The 16,538-nt window shown below is 70.2% G+C and carries 17 protein-coding genes and 1 pseudogene; 11 read left to right on the top strand and 7 right to left on the bottom strand.

The annotated features are described in order from the left end of the window. Positions 1 to 154: 154 nt before the first annotated feature. Positions 155 to 1,603: pseudogene (locus tag ABZ646_RS21025) on the bottom strand (fumarate hydratase); the annotation flags it as partial. 168 nt (positions 1,604 to 1,771) lie between these two features. Here ABZ646_RS21025 and ABZ646_RS21020 point away from each other — a divergent pair. Both ABZ646_RS21020 and ABZ646_RS21015 read left to right on the top strand, forming a co-directional pair. Further along, positions 1,772 to 2,473 carry a DUF1707 domain-containing protein gene (locus tag ABZ646_RS21020; RefSeq protein WP_360520830.1) on the top strand — a complete coding sequence of 234 codons (702 nt, stop codon included), beginning with the start codon at positions 1,772 to 1,774 and terminating at the stop codon, positions 2,471 to 2,473. A 153-nt stretch (positions 2,474 to 2,626) separates the two neighbouring features. Beyond that, positions 2,627 to 3,010, top strand: a complete 384-nt coding sequence (locus tag ABZ646_RS21015; protein ID WP_350781383.1) for a WhiB family transcriptional regulator — start codon at positions 2,627 to 2,629, stop codon at positions 3,008 to 3,010. Between the two features lie 73 nt (positions 3,011 to 3,083). On the opposite strand, the gene glpX is transcribed toward ABZ646_RS21015, so the two are convergent. Then, positions 3,084 to 4,121, bottom strand: coding sequence for a class II fructose-bisphosphatase (gene glpX / locus ABZ646_RS21010; protein WP_360520826.1), 1,038 nt, complete (start codon positions 4,119 to 4,121; stop codon positions 3,084 to 3,086). A 126-nt stretch (positions 4,122 to 4,247) separates the two neighbouring features. Here glpX and ABZ646_RS21005 point away from each other — a divergent pair, with 126 nt between their 5' ends. Continuing rightward, positions 4,248 to 4,772, top strand: a complete 525-nt coding sequence (locus ABZ646_RS21005; protein WP_360520823.1) for a DUF4245 domain-containing protein — start codon at positions 4,248 to 4,250, stop codon at positions 4,770 to 4,772. Positions 4,773 to 4,870: 98 nt separating this feature from the next. Here the strand turns inward: ABZ646_RS21005 and ABZ646_RS21000 are convergent, their stop codons facing one another. The 3 genes from ABZ646_RS21000 to xseA all read right to left on the bottom strand — a co-directional run bounded on the left by ABZ646_RS21000 (position 4,871) and on the right by xseA (position 7,116). Beyond that, a complete protein-coding gene (locus ABZ646_RS21000; protein WP_360520820.1) occupies positions 4,871 to 5,461 on the bottom strand; it encodes a malonic semialdehyde reductase in 591 nt (196 codons plus the stop codon). Between the two features lie 161 nt (positions 5,462 to 5,622). Continuing rightward, positions 5,623 to 5,856: an exodeoxyribonuclease VII small subunit gene (locus ABZ646_RS20995; protein WP_360520817.1), complete on the bottom strand. Its 234-nt coding sequence runs from the start codon at positions 5,854 to 5,856 to the stop codon at positions 5,623 to 5,625. Positions 5,857 to 5,907: 51 nt separating this feature from the next. After that, the gene (xseA, locus tag ABZ646_RS20990) at positions 5,908 to 7,116 is read right to left on the bottom strand and encodes an exodeoxyribonuclease VII large subunit (RefSeq protein WP_360520814.1); all 1,209 of its coding nucleotides are present in this window, start codon (positions 7,114 to 7,116) and stop codon (positions 5,908 to 5,910) included. A 120-nt stretch (positions 7,117 to 7,236) separates the two neighbouring features. On the opposite strand from xseA, the gene ABZ646_RS20985 reads away from it, so the two are divergent. Both ABZ646_RS20985 and ppgK read left to right on the top strand, forming a co-directional pair. Continuing rightward, positions 7,237 to 8,250, top strand: coding sequence for a 4-hydroxy-3-methylbut-2-enyl diphosphate reductase (locus tag ABZ646_RS20985; RefSeq protein WP_360520811.1), 1,014 nt, complete (start codon positions 7,237 to 7,239; stop codon positions 8,248 to 8,250). Positions 8,251 to 8,325: 75 nt separating this feature from the next. Next, positions 8,326 to 9,075, top strand: coding sequence for a polyphosphate--glucose phosphotransferase (gene ppgK, locus ABZ646_RS20980; protein ID WP_360520808.1), 750 nt, complete (start codon positions 8,326 to 8,328; stop codon positions 9,073 to 9,075). A gap of 66 nt (positions 9,076 to 9,141) precedes the next feature. Here ppgK and ABZ646_RS20975 read toward each other — a convergent pair whose 3' ends face one another. Continuing rightward, positions 9,142 to 9,516, bottom strand: coding sequence for a DUF6542 domain-containing protein (locus ABZ646_RS20975; RefSeq protein WP_360520805.1), 375 nt, complete (start codon positions 9,514 to 9,516; stop codon positions 9,142 to 9,144). A 353-nt stretch (positions 9,517 to 9,869) separates the two neighbouring features. Here ABZ646_RS20975 and ychF point away from each other — a divergent pair, with 353 nt between their 5' ends. Continuing rightward, positions 9,870 to 10,958, top strand: coding sequence for a redox-regulated ATPase YchF (ychF, locus tag ABZ646_RS20970; RefSeq protein WP_360520802.1), 1,089 nt, complete (start codon positions 9,870 to 9,872; stop codon positions 10,956 to 10,958). Positions 10,959 to 11,197: 239 nt separating this feature from the next. Here the strand turns inward: ychF and ABZ646_RS20965 are convergent, their stop codons facing one another. Further along, a complete protein-coding gene (locus tag ABZ646_RS20965; protein WP_360520799.1) occupies positions 11,198 to 11,662 on the bottom strand; it encodes an SRPBCC domain-containing protein in 465 nt (154 codons plus the stop codon). 101 nt (positions 11,663 to 11,763) lie between these two features. Between ABZ646_RS20965 and ABZ646_RS20960 the strand changes: the two genes are divergently transcribed. From ABZ646_RS20960 to ABZ646_RS20940, 5 genes are all read left to right on the top strand, one after another. Further along, entirely contained in the window at positions 11,764 to 12,477 is a 714-nt protein-coding gene (locus ABZ646_RS20960; protein WP_360520796.1) for a TetR family transcriptional regulator, read from the top strand. Further along, positions 12,474 to 12,824 (top strand): helix-turn-helix transcriptional regulator, encoded by a 351-nt coding sequence (locus tag ABZ646_RS20955; protein WP_360520793.1) that lies wholly within the window; start codon positions 12,474 to 12,476, stop codon positions 12,822 to 12,824. The genes ABZ646_RS20960 and ABZ646_RS20955 overlap by 4 nt, the downstream gene beginning before the upstream one ends. 87 nt (positions 12,825 to 12,911) lie before the next feature. Then, positions 12,912 to 15,110 carry an MMPL family transporter gene (locus ABZ646_RS20950; RefSeq protein WP_360520790.1) on the top strand — a complete coding sequence of 733 codons (2,199 nt, stop codon included), beginning with the start codon at positions 12,912 to 12,914 and terminating at the stop codon, positions 15,108 to 15,110. 4 nt (positions 15,111 to 15,114) lie between these two features. Then, positions 15,115 to 16,314, top strand: a complete 1,200-nt coding sequence (locus ABZ646_RS20945) for a histidine kinase (RefSeq protein WP_360520786.1) — start codon at positions 15,115 to 15,117, stop codon at positions 16,312 to 16,314. Beyond that, on the top strand, positions 16,311 to 16,538 hold a 228-nt coding region (locus tag ABZ646_RS20940), incomplete at its 3' end, for a response regulator transcription factor (protein WP_360520783.1). The genes ABZ646_RS20945 and ABZ646_RS20940, both read left to right, overlap by 4 nt.

The raw sequence follows: 16,538 nt of genomic DNA, 5'->3' as shown, positions 1-16,538 counted from the left end.
CTGGTCGTCAGCGACGGAGCCGTCGAGAAGCACGTCAGCAACATCTTCCTCAAGCTCGGCCTCTCCCAGAGCGACGGTGACCACCGGCGTGTTCTACCTCGACCTTCTTGATGCAGTCCTGGGCGAGCCGGGCGGCCGGGCCGCCGATGGAGCCCAGGTAGAAGCCGCCGTGGCCGGCGCAGGCGTCGGTGACCTGCTTGCTGCGGTTGCCCTTGGCGAGCATCACCTTGGAGCCGCCCGCCGCCTGGAACTGCTCGACGTAGGAGTCCATGCGGCCGGCCGTGGTCGGGCCGAAGGAACCGGACGCGTAGCCCTCGGGGGTCTTGGCCGGGCCGGCGTAGTACACCGGGTGGTCCTTCAGGTACTGCGGCATCTCCTCGCCCGCGTCCAGCCGCTCCTTGATCTTGGCGTGCGCGATGTCCCGGGCGACGACCAGCGGGCCGGTGAGCGAGAGCCGGGTCTTGACCGGGTACTTGGTCAGCTCGGCGAGGATCGTGTCCATCGGCTGGTTCAGGTCGATCTTGACGACGTCCGACGACTCGTCGAGATGCTCGTCGGTGGTCTCCGGGAGGAACCGCGCCGGGTCCGTCTCCAGCTGCTCCAGGAAGACGCCCTCGGCGGTGATCTTCGCGACGGCCTGGCGGTCCGCGGAGCAGGACACGGCGATGGCGACCGGGCAGGACGCGCCGTGCCGGGGCAGCCGCACCACACGCACGTCGTGGCAGAAGTACTTGCCGCCGAACTGCGCGCCGATGCCGATCTTCTGCGTCAGCTCGAAGACCTTCTGCTCCAGGTCCTTGTCCCGGAAGCCGTGCCCGAGCTCCGAGCCCTCGGCCGGGATCTCGTCCAGGTAGTGCGCGGAGGCGTACTTCGCGGTCTTCAGCGCGAACTCGGCGGACGTACCGCCGACGACGATCGCCAGGTGGTACGGCGGGCAGGCGGCCGTACCCAGCGAACGGATCTTCTCCTCCAGGAACTTCATCATGGAGGCCTCGTTCAGGACGGCCTTCGTCTCCTGGTACAGGAACGACTTGTTGGCCGAGCCGCCGCCCTTCGCCATGAAGAGGAACTTGTAGGCGCCGCCGTCGGTGGCGTACAGCTCGATCTGGGCCGGCAGGTTGGAGCCGGTGTTCTTCTCCTCCCACATGGTGAGCGGAGCCATCTGGGAGTAGCGCAGGTTGAGGTTGAGGTACGCGTCGTAGATGCCGCGGCTCAGCGCCGCCTCGTCGCCGCCCTCGGTCAGCACGTTCTGGCCGCGCTTGCCCATCACGATCGCCGTGCCGGTGTCCTGGCACATGGGCAGCACGCCGGCCGCCGCGATGTTCGCGTTCTTCAGGAGGTCGAGCGCGACGAACTTGTCGTTGCCCGACGCCTCCGGGTCGTCGATGATCCTGCGCAGCTGGGCGAGGTGGGCGGGGCGCAGGTAGTGCTGGATGTCGTGGATCGCCTCCGCGGCGAGCTTGCGCAGCGCCTCCGGCTCCACCTTGAGGAACGTCCGCCCGTCCGGTCCCTCGACGGTGGACACACCCTCGGAGGTCACCAGCCGGTACGGCGTGGTGTCCTCGCCCTGGGGGAGCAGATCGGTGTACGCGAACTCAGGCATCTCAGCCCATTCCTCACTCTGACGGACGGCCGCCCGCCGACGCTGGCGGGCGCTGTCCAGCGTAGAACCTGCCGCCGACACGGAACCTGTGAGGTAAGGCTCAGTTCGACACGCCCGGACGGCTCCGACCCCTAGTCGCGATCTATCGCGTTTCGGTACGCTGCTGCCGTGGACCTTCAGAAGCAGACCGTTCAGGGGCACACCGGAGCGCCGGTCGCCGAGCTGCGCGCCTCGGACGCCGACCGCGACCGCATCGCCGACATCCTGCGGGAGGCGCTCGCCGAGGGGCGCCTGACCGCCGACGAGCACGCCGAACGCGTGGAGGGGGTGCTGAACGCCAAGACGGTGGGAGAGCTGGAGGTCTTCATACGGGATCTGCCCGCGGCCCACGCGCGCCCGGCCGCCCCGGGCTACACGCCGGTGCCGCCCCGCCCGACGCCCGGCGCGATCCCCGTCGAGGCGGACAGCAATGTGGTGGCCGTCTTCAGCAGCGCCCGCCGTCGCGGCCGCTGGCGGCCCGGCCGCCGGCTGCACGCGTACGCGGTGTTCGGCTCCGTCGAGATCGACCTCACGGAGGCGATCTTCGAGTACCAGCAGGTCGTCATCAAGGCGTTCTCGGTCTTCGGCGACGTGCAGATCAGGGTCCCGGAGAACGTGTCGCTGCGCGGCACCGGCGGCGGTGTGCTGGGCAACTTCGAGGCCGACACGCTGGATTCGGTCGACCCGGACGCGCCGGTCGTCTACGTCGACGGGTGGGCCGTCTTCGGGAACGTGGAGGCGCGGCCGAAGCGCGGGAAGTTCATCGAGGACATCCTGGACCGGGTGCACGACAAGGTCGACAGGAAGTTGCGCAAACACCTGGACCGTTGACGGTCGCGAATCGGTGTCGGTCCGGCGGTGCCCGGCGTCGTGAACAAGCCGCCGCGCCAGGGCTGTTGAGGACGCTGTGCATAGGCCCGCGCACAGCGGGTAGGCCTTGCTGCATCGTCTCTCGCTCGCGAAGCCGTCGTCAGGAGTAGACCCGTGCTGCAACCGCCGCATTCGTCCCTGCAGGTAGCTGCCGTTCCGGCCCAGCGGGTGCCAGTGCGGGACAGGGACCAAGACGCACCCTGGCACACCGAGGCGGTGTGCCGGCGCGACGAGGCAGGCCTGTTCTTCGCCCCCTCCAAGGAACCCACCGCCGCCCGGCTGTCCCGGGAGGAGGCGGCCAAGCGGGTCTGCGCCCGCTGTCCGGTCATGGTCGAGTGCCGTGAACACGCCCTGCTCCAGCCGGAGCCCTACGGCGTCTGGGGCGGCCTCACGGCAGCGGAACGCCGGGTGGTGCTGGCCAGGCGCAGGCGCCGCGACATGGAACTGAAGAAGGCGGCACGAGCGACGGCGGCGAACCGCATAGCCCAGGCAGGCTGACGAAAAGGCGCCCTCTCCGCACAGAGGGCGCCTTCTCAGTGCCCTGAAGGGGCGCGGGGAACTGCGTGACGCGTTACTTCGCCTTGTCGAAATCGATCGTGCTGTAGGCCCGCAGTTTGCGCAGCCGGTGCTCGGAGTCGATCCGCCGCACCGTCCCCGACTTGGACCGCATCACGATCGACTCGGTCAGCGCGGTCTCCGACCGGTACCGCACGCCCCGCAGCAGCTCGCCGTCGGTGATGCCGGTGGCCACGAAGAACACGTTCTCCCCGGTCACCAGGTCCTCGGTGGTCAGCACCCGGTCCAGGTCGTGCCCGGCGTCGATCGCCCGCTGCCGCTCCTCGTCGTCCTTGGGCCACAGCTTGCCCTGGATCGTCCCGCCCAGGCACTTCACCGCGCACGCCGAGATGATGCCCTCGGGGGTACCGCCGATCCCGAGCAGCATGTCCACGCCCGTGCCCTCGCGCAGCGCGTAGATCGACCCGGCGACGTCACCGTCGGAGATCAGCTTGATGCGCGCGCCGGCCTCCCGGATCTCCTTGATGATCCCTTCGTGCCGCGGCCGGTCCAGGATGACCACGGTCACGCCCTCCGGCGAGGACCGTTTCGCCTTGGCGACCCGGCGGATGTTGACGGAGACGGGCGCGTTGATGTCGACGAAGTCCGCCGCGTCCGGGCCCGTGACCAGCTTGTCCATGTAGAACACGGCGGACGGGTCGAACATGGCCCCGCGCTCGGCGGCGGCCAGCACGGAGATCGCGTTGGGCATGCCCTTGGCGGTCAGCGTCGTCCCGTCGATCGGGTCGACGGCGATGTCGACCTCGGGCCCGGTGCCGTCCCCGACGTGCTCCCCGTTGAAGAGCATCGGGGCCTCGTCCTTCTCGCCCTCGCCGATGACGACCACGCCGTTCATCGACACGGTGGAGACGAGGGTGCGCATCGCGCGGACCGCGGCGCCGTCGGCGCCGTTCTTGTCGCCGCGGCCCACCCAGCGCCCCGCCGCCATCGCGGCGGCCTCGGTGACCCGGACGAGCTCCAGGGCGAGGTTGCGGTCGGGGGCCTCGGAGGGGACATCGAGCTCGGACGGCAGGTGATGATGATTCTCGGTCATCGGAGCGCACCTTTCTGATACGACGACGGCCGGATGAGGGTTTCCCGTCGACTCTATCGCCAGGCTGACAAAATGAGCAGGGGACCCCACGGATGAGCGCAAGGGGCACCTGCGACCATAGAGGGCGTGGCAGGCACGAACGGCAAGCAGAAGACGGTCCGGGACATGATTCTCTCCCTGGCCCTGATCGGCCTCGCGGCGGGCTTCATCTATCTTCTCGTCCCGCACGACGATCACGCTCCCGACCTTCCGAGGGTGGACTACCGGGTCGAGCTGCTGACGGCGCGCCGCGCCGCGAGCTACCCGGTCGCGGCGCCCGAGGGTCTGCCGAATACCTGGAAGGCCACGTCGGTGCGGTTCCAGGGCCAGGACGGCGACCGCTGGCACCTCGGGTACCAGACCCCCGACGGTCAGTACGTCCAGATCGAACAGTCCACTCAGAAGCCGGCCGACTTCATCGCCGACGCGAGCCAGGGCGCGACGGCCACGAGGACGGCCGAGAAGATCGGCGACCGCACCTGGACGCACTACACGGGCGGCCGCTACGACGCGCTGGTCCTCGACGGCACCCGCGGTTCGACGACGGTGGTGGCCGGCACGGCGTCCTTCGCCCAGCTGACGAAGATGGCCGCGGCGCTGAAGACGTCCTGAGGCGGCTCTCCCGGGCCTGTGTAGGCGGCTCTCCCGCGCGTGTGAACGGAAGAGGCCCCCGGCGTCGCCGGGGGCCTCTTCCGCATGGGGGCTGCTGCTCAGACGGTCGTGACGACGTCGTCGTAGGCCAGGCGCGGGCCGCGCGGGAACCAGGCGTCCGGGCCCGGCTTGCCGATGTTGACGACCATCAGCGGGGTGTGGTCGTCGTCCAGGAACTCCTTCTGGACGGCCGCGAGGTCCAGGCCGGTCATCGGGCCGGCGGCGAGGCCGGCGGCGCGGACGCCGATGATGAAGTACGCGGCCTGGAGCGCGGCGTTCAGGGTGGCGTTCTTCTCCCGGTTCTCCCGGCTGGCGGCGAACATGTCCTTGGCCTGCGGGAAGTGCGGGAAGAGCTGCGGCAGCTCCTCGTGGAACTCGTTGTCCGCGGCGAGGATCGCGACCAGCGGGGCGGCGGCGGTCTTCTTCTGGTTGCCCTCGGACATGTGCTGCACCAGGCGCTCACGGGCCTCGGGCGAGCGGACCAGGACGACGCGCAGCGGCGACTGGTTCATGGAGGTCGGGCCGAACTTGACCAGGTCGTAGATCGCCTGGACCTGCTCGTCGGTCACCGGCTCGTCGGTGAAGGTGTTGGCGGTGCGGGCCTCACGGAACAGCAGGTCCTGAGCGGCGGGGTCGAGAACGAGAGACATGGTCAACTTCCTGGAGGTCGCATCCCGGTCGAGGGGGCCGGCACGGAATCCGGACCACGGTCCGGATAGCTTGTCGGTGCGACCATAGCGAAAGAAGGTTCAAGGTTCAACAAAGGCCGGATCGCGGTGACCCTCCTCACATCCGCCACCCGTCCCACCCTCTACTCGCTCCCGCCCTCCTCCTCTTCCTCTTCCTCCTCGGCCAGCGCCGCGTCCAGCCGGGCCCGCGCCCCCTCCAGCCACCGCCTGCACACCTTGGCCAGCTCCTCACCCCGCTCCCAGAGCGCGAGCGACTCCTCCAGGCTCGTCCCGCCGGCCTCCAGCCGCCGTACGACGTCGATCAACTCGTCCCGCGCCTGCTCGTAGGAGAGCGCCTCTTCGGTCCTGCCGGTCATGCACGTGCCTTTCTCATCGACCTGTACGACATGCGCCCGTACGACACGGAGCTAGCCCTCCACCCGCACCATGAAATCGCCCTCGGCGACCCGCGCCCGCAGCGCCTCGCCCGGCTCGACCTGCCCGCTGTCGCGCACCACCTTCCCGTCGCCCTTCTGCAGCACGGCGTAACCGCGCTCCAGGGTGGCGGCGGGGGAGAGGGACACCACGCGCGCGTGCGTGTGCGTCAGCTCCGAGTCGGCGCGGTCGAGCAGATGCCGCAGGGTGCGCCGCGCACGGTCGACCAGCGCGGCGACGTGATCGGCCCGCTCGTCGAGCATCCGGTGCGGATCCTCCATGGCCGGCCGCGCCAGCGTGTGGGCCAGCCCCCGCTCCTCCCGCGCCACCACCCCGTCGACGCACCGCCGGGCCCGGTCCCGCAGCATCCGCACCCGCTCCAGCTCCTCACCCACGTCCGGTACGACCTTCTTCGCCGCGTCGGTGGGCGTCGAGGCGCGCAGGTCGGCGACGTAGTCGAGGAGCGGGGTGTCGGGCTCGTGCCCGATGGCGGACACCACGGGCGTACGGCACTCGGCCACCGCGCGCACCAACTGCTCGTCGGAGAACGGCAGCAGATCCTCCACGCTGCCGCCCCCGCGCGCGACGATGATCACATCGACCGCCTCGATCGCGTCCAGCTCCTTCACGGCCTGCACGACCTGCGGCACGGCGTGCACACCCTGCACCGGCACGTTCCGCACCTCGAACCGCACCGCCGGCCACCGGTGCCGGGCGTTCTCCAGCACGTCCCGCTCTGCGGCCGAGGCCCGCCCGCACACCAGCCCGATCAACTGCGGAAGGAACGGCAGCGGCTTCTTCCGCTCCGCGGCGAACAACCCCTCCGCGGCCAGCGCCTTCTTGAGCATCTCGAGCCGCGCCAGCAACTCGCCGACACCGACCGGCCTTATCTCGGCCGCCCGCAGCGACAGCTGTCCACGCGGCGCGTACCACTCCGGCTTCGCGTGCACGACGACCCGGGCGCCCTCCCCGACGACATCGGCGACGGTGTCGAACACCTGCCGGAAACAGGTGACGCCGATCGAGATGTCGTACGACGGGTCGCGCAGCGTCAGGAACACCACCCCGGCACCGGGTCGCCGCGACAGCTGGGTGATCTGCCCCTCGACCCACACCGCGCCGAGCCGGTCGATCCACCCGCCGATGAGCCGGGAGATCTCACCGACGGGCACGGGTGTCTCGGCGGACGTGTTCAAAGCCATGCGGCGAGCGTAACGGCGCCCACCGACAGGACCGCCCTCCCGCCGTGCCCCGAACCGGTCCGCTCTCTCCTCAGGACCGTCACCCGGACGCGATCAACGCCCCCCGGACGCGGCCTTACGATGGGTGCCATGACTGCTTCGTCTGGCCGCCGTGTCCTGCTCGCCGCCCCCCGTGGCTACTGCGCGGGTGTGGACCGCGCCGTGATCGCCGTCGAGAGGGCCCTGGAGCAGTACGGGGCCCCGGTCTACGTCCGACACGAGATCGTCCACAACAAGTACGTCGTGCGGACCCTGGAGAAGAAGGGCGCGATCTTCGTCGAGCGGACCGAGGAGGTCCCACCGGGGAACATCGTGATGTTCTCCGCGCACGGCGTCGCGCCCGTCGTCCACGAGGAGGCCGAGCGCGGCCGGCTCGCCACCATCGACGCCACCTGCCCGCTGGTCACCAAGGTCCACAAGGAAGCCGTCCGGTTCGCGAACGAGGACTACGACATCCTCCTGATCGGTCACGAGGGCCACGAGGAGGTCATCGGCACCTCCGGCGAGGCCCCCGACCACATCCAGCTGGTCGACGGCCCCGGTGATGTCGCCAAGGTCGAGGTCCGCGACGAGTCCAAGGTCGTCTGGCTCTCCCAGACCACGTTGAGCGTGGACGAGACGATGGAGACCGTCGACGCCCTCAAGGAGAAGTTCCCGCAGCTCATCTCGCCGCCCAGCGACGACATCTGCTACGCCACGCAGAACCGTCAGCTCGCCGTGAAGCAGATGGGCGCCGAGGCCGAACTCGTCATCGTGGTCGGCTCCCGCAACTCCTCCAACTCCAAGCGGCTCGTCGAGGTCGCCAAGCTGGCCGGCTCGCGCGACGCGTACCTGGTCGACTTCGCCAGTGAGATCGACGAGGCGTGGCTGGAGGGCGTCACCACGGTCGGCGTCACCTCCGGTGCCTCCGTCCCGGAGGTCCTGGTCGAGCAGGTCCTGGAGTGGCTTGCCGAGCGCGGCTACGGCGATGTCGAGATCGTCAAGGCGGCCGAGGAGTCGATCACCTTCTCGCTGCCCAAGGAACTCCGCCGTGACCTGCGCGAAGAGGCGGCCGCCCTGGTCACCGAGCGCGGCGGCGCCGGCGCCGGGGCCTGAGAACCGGCCGTACGACAGTGTGACCGCGGGCCGTCCGGCGTCGTGACTGTCAGTCGTACCACGTAACGTGGAGCCATGCAGATCTTCGGTGTGGACATCGGTGGTTCAGGGATCAAGGGCGCTCCCGTGGACCTGGCAAAGGGCGACCTGGCGCAGGAACGCTGCAAGGTGCTCACCCCGCATCCGGCGACGCCCGACGGCGTCGCCGACGGGGTCAGGCAGGTCGTCGACCACTTCGGCTGGACCGGCCCGGTCGGGCTCACCTTCCCCGGCGTGATCACGGACGGCACCCACATCCGCACGGCGGCCAACGTCGACAAGAGCTGGATCGACACCGACGCGCGCACGCTGTTCAGCGAGCGGCTCGGCGGCCTCCCGGTGACCGTGGTCAACGACGCGGACGCGGCGGGCGTGGCCGAGATGGAGTTCGGCGCCGGGCGGGGCCGCACAGGCGTCGTACTCCTGCTGACCTTCGGCACCGGCATCGGCAGCGCGCTGTTCGTCGACGGCGAGCTGGTCCCCAACACCGAGCTCGGCCACCTGGAGCTGGACGGGCACGACGCCGAGAAGAAGGCCTCCAGCAAGGCCAAGGAGGACCACGACCTCAGCTGGGAGCAGTGGGGGCACCGGGTCACCAAGTACCTCGCGCACGTCGAGATGCTGTTCTCGCCGGAGCTGTTCATCATCGGCGGCGGGGTCAGCCGCAAGTCCGACAAGTTCCTGCCCTTCATCAAGGGCGTCAAGGCCGAGATCGTGCCGGCGCAGCTGCAGAACAACGCCGGAATCGTGGGCGCGGCGATGCGCGCGGCGAAGCACGCGAAGTAGCCCCCGGCCGACCGCCGCGCCCCCGGTCCGTGCTGCTCCCGTCCCGGCCTTCCCCCAAGGCTCGCCTCAGGGCCTGCGTCGGCGGCGGAGCAGCCGGGCCCGGCGGACGAGCACGATCAGTGCGGTGACCAGGGTTCCGCCGTAGAGCCAGCCGGCCTGCGTGGACAGGGCCGTCACCAGGCCCATCACACTGTCGAGGAACCCGCTGCCGTCGGCGACGGCCAGCAGGCCGACGGCGAACGCGATCGGGGCGACGACGGGAGCGGTCAGCAGATCGCTCCCGCGCACCCACAGCGCGGTCAGCGCGGAGACCGGCAGGAAGAGGACGCCGTACACGGTCAGGGACGCCCCGAGGAGCAGGTCGTCCAGGAAGCCGAGCAGGAACATCGTCGCCCCGCAGAACAGGGCACAGCCGAGGCTGGTGAGCCGTGGACCCGGCACCGGCCCGGACGCCGCGACCGGCGCCGTACGGGACCTTCCCGTACCCGGCCGACGCCCGGCCGTCCCCGGTCGCCGTCTCGCCTGCGGCGGCAGTGGTGCGCGGGGGGCGCCACGGCGCGGGCCTTGCTGTCGGGGTCGGGTCCTGTGATGCTCCACCGCACCAACTTAGGTCGGTTAATGTGCCCATCCGCAGACCAGACACGCCGAAACCAAGCCGAAGAACAGAGCATGTCCACGTGTTCGACGCGGCCGCCGGCGAGGGGCCCCGAACCCCGTAAACTGGTGGATCGGCCGGCCCGCCGGCACCGGCAGCCCCCCGGCTCGCTCACCCACTCACTACGGGAAGTCGCAACGTGTCGCTCACGATCGGAATCGTCGGCCTGCCGAATGTCGGCAAGTCGACCCTGTTCAACGCCCTGACCAAGAACGACGTGCTGGCGGCCAACTACCCGTTCGCCACGATCGAGCCCAACGTGGGTGTGGTCGGCGTCCCCGACGCCCGGCTGGCCAAGCTGGCGGAGATCTTCGCCTCGCAGCGGATCCTGCCCGCCACGGTCGACTTCGTCGACATCGCGGGCATCGTGCGGGGCGCCTCCGAGGGTGAGGGCCTGGGCAACAAGTTCCTCGCGAACATCCGTGAGTCCGACGCGATCTGCCAGGTCATCCGCGCCTTCAAGGACGAGAACGTCGTACACGTCGACGGCAAGGTCTCGCCGAAGGACGACATCGAGACGATCAACACCGAGCTGATCCTCGCCGACCTCCAGACGATCGAGAAGGTCCTGCCGCGCCTCCAGAAGGAGTCGCGCATCAAGAAGGACGTGGCCCCCAAGGTCAAGGCCGTCGAGGAGGCGAAGGAGATCCTGGAGAAGGGCGACACGCTCTTCGGCCACGGCATCGTGCAGGGCTCCGAGCGCGCCGAGCTCCTCCACGACCTGCACCTGCTCACCACCAAGCCGTTCCTCTACGTCTTCAACGTCGACGAGGACGAACTGCTCGACGAGGACTTCAAGACCGAGCAGCGCGCCCTGGTCGCCCCCGCGGAGGCGATCTTCCTCAACGCCAAGCTGGAGGCGGACCTCGCGGAACTCGACGAGGAGGACGCCCTGGAGCTGCTGGAGTCGGTGGGCGCCGAGGAACCCGGCCTCGCCACCCTCGCCCGCGTCGGCTTCAACACCCTCGGCCTGCAGACCTACCTCACGGCCGGCCCCAAGGAATCCCGCGCCTGGACCATCAAGAAGGGCGCGACGGCCCCGGAGGCGGCCGGTGTCATCCACACCGACTTCCAGAAGGGCTTCATCAAGGCCGAGGTCATCTCCTTCGAGGACCTGGTCGAAACCGGCTCGGTCACCGAGGCCCGCGCCAAGGGCAAGGCCCGCATGGAGGGCAAGGACTACGTGATGCAGGACGGCGACGTGGTGGAGTTCCGCTTCAACGTGTGAAAATTTCCGCCCCCTGACCTCGTGTGTGAAGCCGCAGGTCAGGGGGCTTGTCGTGTAGTTGATCGCTGCTGTTCGTGACGTTCTCCCGGAACGTTCAAAGTTGGGCGACGGCGCCGGTTTTTGTGTTTCCGCAGGTCGGCGGCGTGACGTTGTCGTCGGGTACGGTGAGTCAGGCCCTGATCACGATGACGGCTGCACTTCACTGATCTGGCAAACATGCCGGGCTCTGAGGGTTTCTGTCACAGCTTGTCCGGGTGCAGGGTGCCGTCGTCGTCGAGGTCGTCCAGCGCGGCGGGCAGGCCCTTGGTGAGCATCTTGGTGCGGACGGTGCCGAGGATTTTGGCCATGAAGAAACCCCCGATGCCGGTGAAGCCGGTGTGGTGGTAGGTGAAACGTGTCCCGCGGCCGTGCGGCGCGAGTTGGTAGGCGACCTCCGTTACCTCGCCGCCGCCCTCGTCCTGCCAGGAGTAGCGCAGCAGCGAGGGCTCACGTGCCTCCAGCACCTCGCACAGCACCACGCCGCTCCACCCCGGCTTCGGCTTCGCGATGAACTTGAACGTGGTGCCGGCCGTGGCCGTGAAGCCCTCCGGGCGTGCGCCGGCGCCGGTGGCCGTCCATAGCGGGATCAGCTCTGGATCGGTCACGGCGCGCCAGACCTTCTGCGGCGGGTGGGGGTAGTCGCGGACGATGTGGATGGTGCTCATGGCGGGCTCCTCGGGCATGGGCGTCAAGCGCAGCACATGCTTACAGTGAATGAAAATTTATAGCAACAGAAATTTTGTTGGGGCTGGACTACGCTGCACCGATGAGCATGCGCACTGTGGACTGGACGGCCCTGCGCCGTCGCGACGCGGAACCCGCCGCTGAGGGACTACGGGAGCGCAAGAAGCGGCTGTTGCGGCGGCAGCTGTCGGACGCGGCCACCGAGATGTTCATGGAACGGGGCTTTGACGCCGTGCGTGTCTCCGAGATCGCCGAAGCCTGCGGGGTGTCGGAGAAGACCGTGTTCAACTACTTCCCCACCAAGGAGTCCCTCGTCCTGGACCTGGGCGAGGCCACGTTGGGCTCCCTGCGGACCACGCTGGCCGATCCGGATCTGTCGCCTGTCGAGGCCGTGCTGAAGATCTTGTCCGGCGAGCTGGCGGGCATCACATCCTGGCTGACCGAACAGGACGACCTGGCCCAGGCGAAGAACATGCTTCTGCGCTTCGGCATGCTGATCGGATCCACCCCGTCCCTGCGTGCCTACCAGCGCGACATGGTTGATCAGCAGGTCGCCGTAGCCGCCGAAGTCCTGGCTCGGCGCCATGAGATGAGCCCGGACGACCCTGAACCACAGATCGCCGCAACCGCCCTGCTCGCCCTGTGGCCCATCCAGTTCCAGGCGCTACGCAGGCACCTGAACCGCGTCCGGACCCCCGAGCAGTTGCACGACATGGTGAGCGCCGACGTCCAACGCGCAGCCCGGCTCATCGACACGGGACTGACCTCGCTCGCCCCCGCCCGGCACAGCAAGTGAAACGGTCAGCCGGTCTCCCCCACGCGCGAAGACCCACGGTCACACGCTCCCAGGAGGGCGGACTGGACCGCCTCACCTCCCGGGAGTTCGACGTTTTCAAGCTCCTGGTGTGCGGCTGTCACAACGAGGAGATCGCCAAGGTCCTCGTGGTCGCCGAGAGCACCGTGAAGTCACACGTCCAGCGGCTCTGCGAGAAGTTCGGCGTGCGCGATCGGGTGCAACTGGTCATCTACGCCTATGAGCACGGCCTGATCAGCCTCGGGCAGTCCGCGTGGCAGAAGCAGCGGTCCGACCGCGGCCTCGACGCCGCCGGACGGGCCCCCGCCGGCGTACTCCCGCGGGAGTAACCGGTCGCCGCTGCGCCCTAGGGAGTAAGGGCGTTTTACGCCGCCGGCTCGATGTGTCGGCGAAGGGAGGACGGGAGTCTGGACGCCATGGACACGTTGCGACCCGGACCGCGGCTGCGGCTGCGGCTGCGGAAGCCGACCGAGACCCGGCGGCCCGTGCAATCCCGCTCACACATCTGGATTCCCTGGGCCGTGATCGGCCTGTGGGTGGCGCTGGTGGCGCTGGCCGTGCCGTTCGCCGGAAAGCTGGGCGGGGCGACCACCGACCAGCAGGTCGACTATCTGCCGGCGAGTGCCCAGTCGACCCAGGTGGCCCGGATCCTGGACGGCATGCCCGGCGGCGGAACCACCGACCTGGTGCTGGTCTACCAGCGGGCGGGCGGCCTGACCGCGGCCGACCGGACGGTGGCCCAGGACCGGGCCGCCGCCCTGGACCGGCAGTTGGACCTCGTCGGCCCGGCGCCCCGGACGATCGCGGGCAAGGACGGCCGCACCCTGATGATCCCGGTGTCGGTCGCCCAGAGCGCCGGCGACGGCAAGAAGGTGGTCGACGACGTCCGCACCCAGGTGGCGCAGGACCGGCACGACGGGCTCACCGTCCGGGTGGGCGGCTCGGGCGCGCTCGCCGCCGACATGGACAACACCTACGGCTCGATCGACGGCCTGCTGCTCGTCGTCACGGTCGCCGTGGTGGCCGTGCTGCTGATCGCCACCTACCGCAGTCCGCTGCTGTGGCTCCTGCCCCTGGTGTGCACCGGGGTGGCGGCCGTCGCCGCGATGGCCGTGGCCTATCTGCTGACCCGGCTGTCCGGACTGACCGTCAACACGATGAGCAGCGCCGTCATGACCGTACTCGTCTTCGGCGCGGGAACCGACTACGCACTGCTGCTCATCGCCCGCTACCGCGAGGAACTGCACACCACCGAGCACACCTACCAGGCCATGCTGCACGCCTTGCGGCGCACCGGGCCGGCGGTGGCGACCTCGGCGGGAACCGTGGTCGCCGGCCTGACCGTGCTGCTGCTGGCCGACATGAACAGCACCCGCGCCATCGGCCCGACCGGCGCGGTCGGGGTGCTCTGCGCGCTCGCCGCCATGACCACGCTGCTGCCCGCGGTGCTGGTGCTGCTCGGACGGCGGATGTTCTGGCCGCTGGTCCCGGACTACGGCACCCGGCCGGCCGCCCGGCACGGCATGTACCACCGCATCGGCGCGCTGGTCACCCGGCGACGCGTGGTGACCCTGGTGACCGGACTCGTGGTGCTGGGCGCGCTCGCGCTCGGCACGCTGAACCTCTCCGGCCGGCTGCGGCAGGAGGACGCCTTCACCCAGCGGCCCGAATCGGTGACCGCCATGCAGGAACTGGCCGCCGCGTTCCCCGGACAGAGCAGCCAGCCGATCACGGTCCTCGCCCACGCGCCGGACGCCCGGTCGGTGGCCGCCGAGGCACGGAGCACCCCGGGAGTGGCCGAGGTGACGACCGGCCGCAGCGCGCGCGGCTGGACGGAACTCGGCGTCACCGCGGTCGGCCAGCCGGAGAGCCCGGCGGAGACCGCCACCATCGAACGGCTGCGCACCACCCTGGGCGACCGGGGCCTGGTGGGCGGCGAGAGCGCGCAGCGCATCGACACCGACGACACCACCGGACGCGACCAGACGGTGGTCATCCCGCTGGTGCTGGCCGCCGTCTTCCTGCTGCTGGCCCTGCTGCTGCGCAGCCTGGTGGCCCCCCTGGTGCTGCTGGGCGCGGTGGTGGTGGTCTGGGTGGCCGCGCTGGGTCTGGGCGGACTGGTCTTCGGACCGCTCTTCGGCTTCGTCGGCAACGACCCCTCCCTGCCGCAGCTCAGCTTCGTCTTCCTCGTCGCCCTCGGCGTCGACTACGGCATCTTCCTGCTCCACCGGATGCGTGAGGAACGCGCGGTGCTGCCGGCCCTCACCGCCACCGGCGGTGTCATCGCCTCGGCGGGCGTGGTGCTGGCCGCCACCTTCAGCGTGCTGACCGTGCTGCCGCTGGTGTCGATGGTGGAGCTGGGCTTCGTGATCGCGGTGGGCGTCCTGCTGGACACGTTCCTCGTCCGGTCGTTCCTGGTACCGGCCGCCGCCCTGCTGCTGGGCCGCCGCCTGTGGTGGCCGGGCAGGGAGTCCGCCCCGGCTCCGGCGCCGTCGGAGCAGCCCGCGGGCCGGCGGAACGGGAACATGAGACGAGGCGATGACCGTGGCCTCGGCTTCGGCACCGGTCGGTCGGACGAGGCGGGCGCAGGCAGGCCCCGGGAAAGGAAGGCGTGACGTGATGTCGGCCACCGCGCGCACGTGGCGTCTGCCGTCCCTCACCAGGTCGGAGATCCTGGTCCCGCTCGCGGTACTGGTCGTGCAGTCGGTGCTGGCCGTCGTCCTGGACGAGGCCGACGGCGTACGGCCGGACGCCGTCGGCCTCGGGCTCCTGACGGCCGGCGCCGTGCTCCTGACCGGGCGGCGGCGCGCCCCGATGGCCACGGCGCTGGCGGTCGTCGCCGTGCTGGCCGTCTACCACACGGCCGACTACAACCACCTCGCCGCGGTACCGGCCAGCCTGGTGGCGCTGTACGCGCTGGCCCTGAGCGGCCCCCAATGGCGGACGTACACGACCGTCACCGCGGCCATCGGGCTCATGATGGGCATCATGCTGGCGAAGGACGATTCCAACACCGCCTGGGACATCCTGCGCAACGGGGGCTGGGTCCTGGCGGTCGTGGTGATCGGGGACGCGGTGCGCATCCACCGCCAGTACGTCGCCGCCATCGTCCAGCGGGCGGAGCGCGCCGAGCGGACGCGTGAGGAAGAGGCCGCCCGGCGGGTGGCGGAGGAACGCATGCGCATCGCGCGCGACCTCCATGACCTGCTCGCCCACAGCATCACGCTGATCGGTGTGCAGGCGTCGGTCGCCGCGCACGTGCTGGTCGAGGACCCCGAACTCCTCGACGGAAAGGGCCTGGCGAAGACGTTGCAGACGATCTCCGACACCTGCCGGGAGGCCCGCGCGGAACTGCGCACCACCTTGCGGGTGCTGCGTGGCGACGAGCCGGACGGCGAGCGCGAGCCGGTACCGGGCCTGGACGGGCTGGCCGCCCTGGCCCGGGCGGCGGAGGCGGCCGGCGCGCTGGTCGGCCTCGACTACACCACTGCGCCGCAGGTCCCGGCGCCCGTCGGGGTGGCCGCCTACCGGATCGTGCAGGAGGCGCTGACCAACGCCGTGCGGCACGCGCCCGGCTGCCGGGTCCGGGTGCGGCTGACCGCCGACGCCCGGCGGCTGCGGGTGACCGTGGAGGACGACGGCCCCCGCCCCGGGCGGTCCGCGGAGACCAGCGGCACCACAGGGTACGGACTGGTGGGCATGCGGGAACGGGCCCGCAGTGTCGCCGGCACTCTGACGGCCGGTCCCGGCCCGCACGGACGGGGCTTCGCGGTCGAGGCCGAACTGCCCTTCAACCAGGGTCTGGAGACCGGCGGATGACCGACGACGCTCCGATCCGCGTGCTGCTCGCCGACGACCAGGCCCTGGTGCGCGGCGCGTTCGCGCTGCTCATCGGGTCGGCTCCGGACATGGAGGTGGTCGGCGAGGCCGCCACCGGCCGCGAGGCGTACGAACTGGCGCGCAGCGCACGCGCGGACGTGGTCGTCATGGACATCCGCATGCCCGAGACGGACGGCATCGAGGGGACCCGCCTGATCGCCGCC

It is taken from the genome of Streptomyces sp. NPDC007162 (assembly GCF_040634175.1).
Taxonomy (GTDB): Bacteria; Actinomycetota; Actinomycetes; order Streptomycetales; family Streptomycetaceae; genus Streptomyces.
Note: the sequence above shows the minus strand (reverse complement) of the source record. Positions and strands in the feature narration are given on the sequence as shown.

Excerpts from the sequence above, each read along its gene's own strand:
- glpX (WP_360520826.1), bottom strand. The coding sequence starts at position 4,121 with ATGACCGAGAATCATCATCACCTGCCGTCCGAGCTCGATGTCCCCTCC.
- ABZ646_RS21000 (WP_360520820.1), bottom strand. The coding sequence starts at position 5,461 with ATGTCTCTCGTTCTCGACCCCGCCGCTCAGGACCTGCTGTTCCGTGAG.
- ABZ646_RS20995 (WP_360520817.1), bottom strand. The coding sequence starts at position 5,856 with ATGACCGGCAGGACCGAAGAGGCGCTCTCCTACGAGCAGGCGCGGGAC.
- xseA (WP_360520814.1), bottom strand. The coding sequence starts at position 7,116 with ATGGCTTTGAACACGTCCGCCGAGACACCCGTGCCCGTCGGTGAGATC.
- ABZ646_RS20985 (WP_360520811.1), top strand. The coding sequence starts at position 7,237 with ATGGGTGCCATGACTGCTTCGTCTGGCCGCCGTGTCCTGCTCGCCGCC.
- ppgK (WP_360520808.1), top strand. The coding sequence starts at position 8,326 with ATGCAGATCTTCGGTGTGGACATCGGTGGTTCAGGGATCAAGGGCGCT.
- ABZ646_RS20965 (WP_360520799.1), bottom strand. The coding sequence starts at position 11,662 with ATGAGCACCATCCACATCGTCCGCGACTACCCCCACCCGCCGCAGAAG.
- ABZ646_RS20960 (WP_360520796.1), top strand. The coding sequence starts at position 11,764 with ATGAGCATGCGCACTGTGGACTGGACGGCCCTGCGCCGTCGCGACGCG.
- ABZ646_RS20950 (WP_360520790.1), top strand. The coding sequence starts at position 12,912 with ATGGACACGTTGCGACCCGGACCGCGGCTGCGGCTGCGGCTGCGGAAG.
- ABZ646_RS20945 (WP_360520786.1), top strand. The coding sequence starts at position 15,115 with ATGTCGGCCACCGCGCGCACGTGGCGTCTGCCGTCCCTCACCAGGTCG.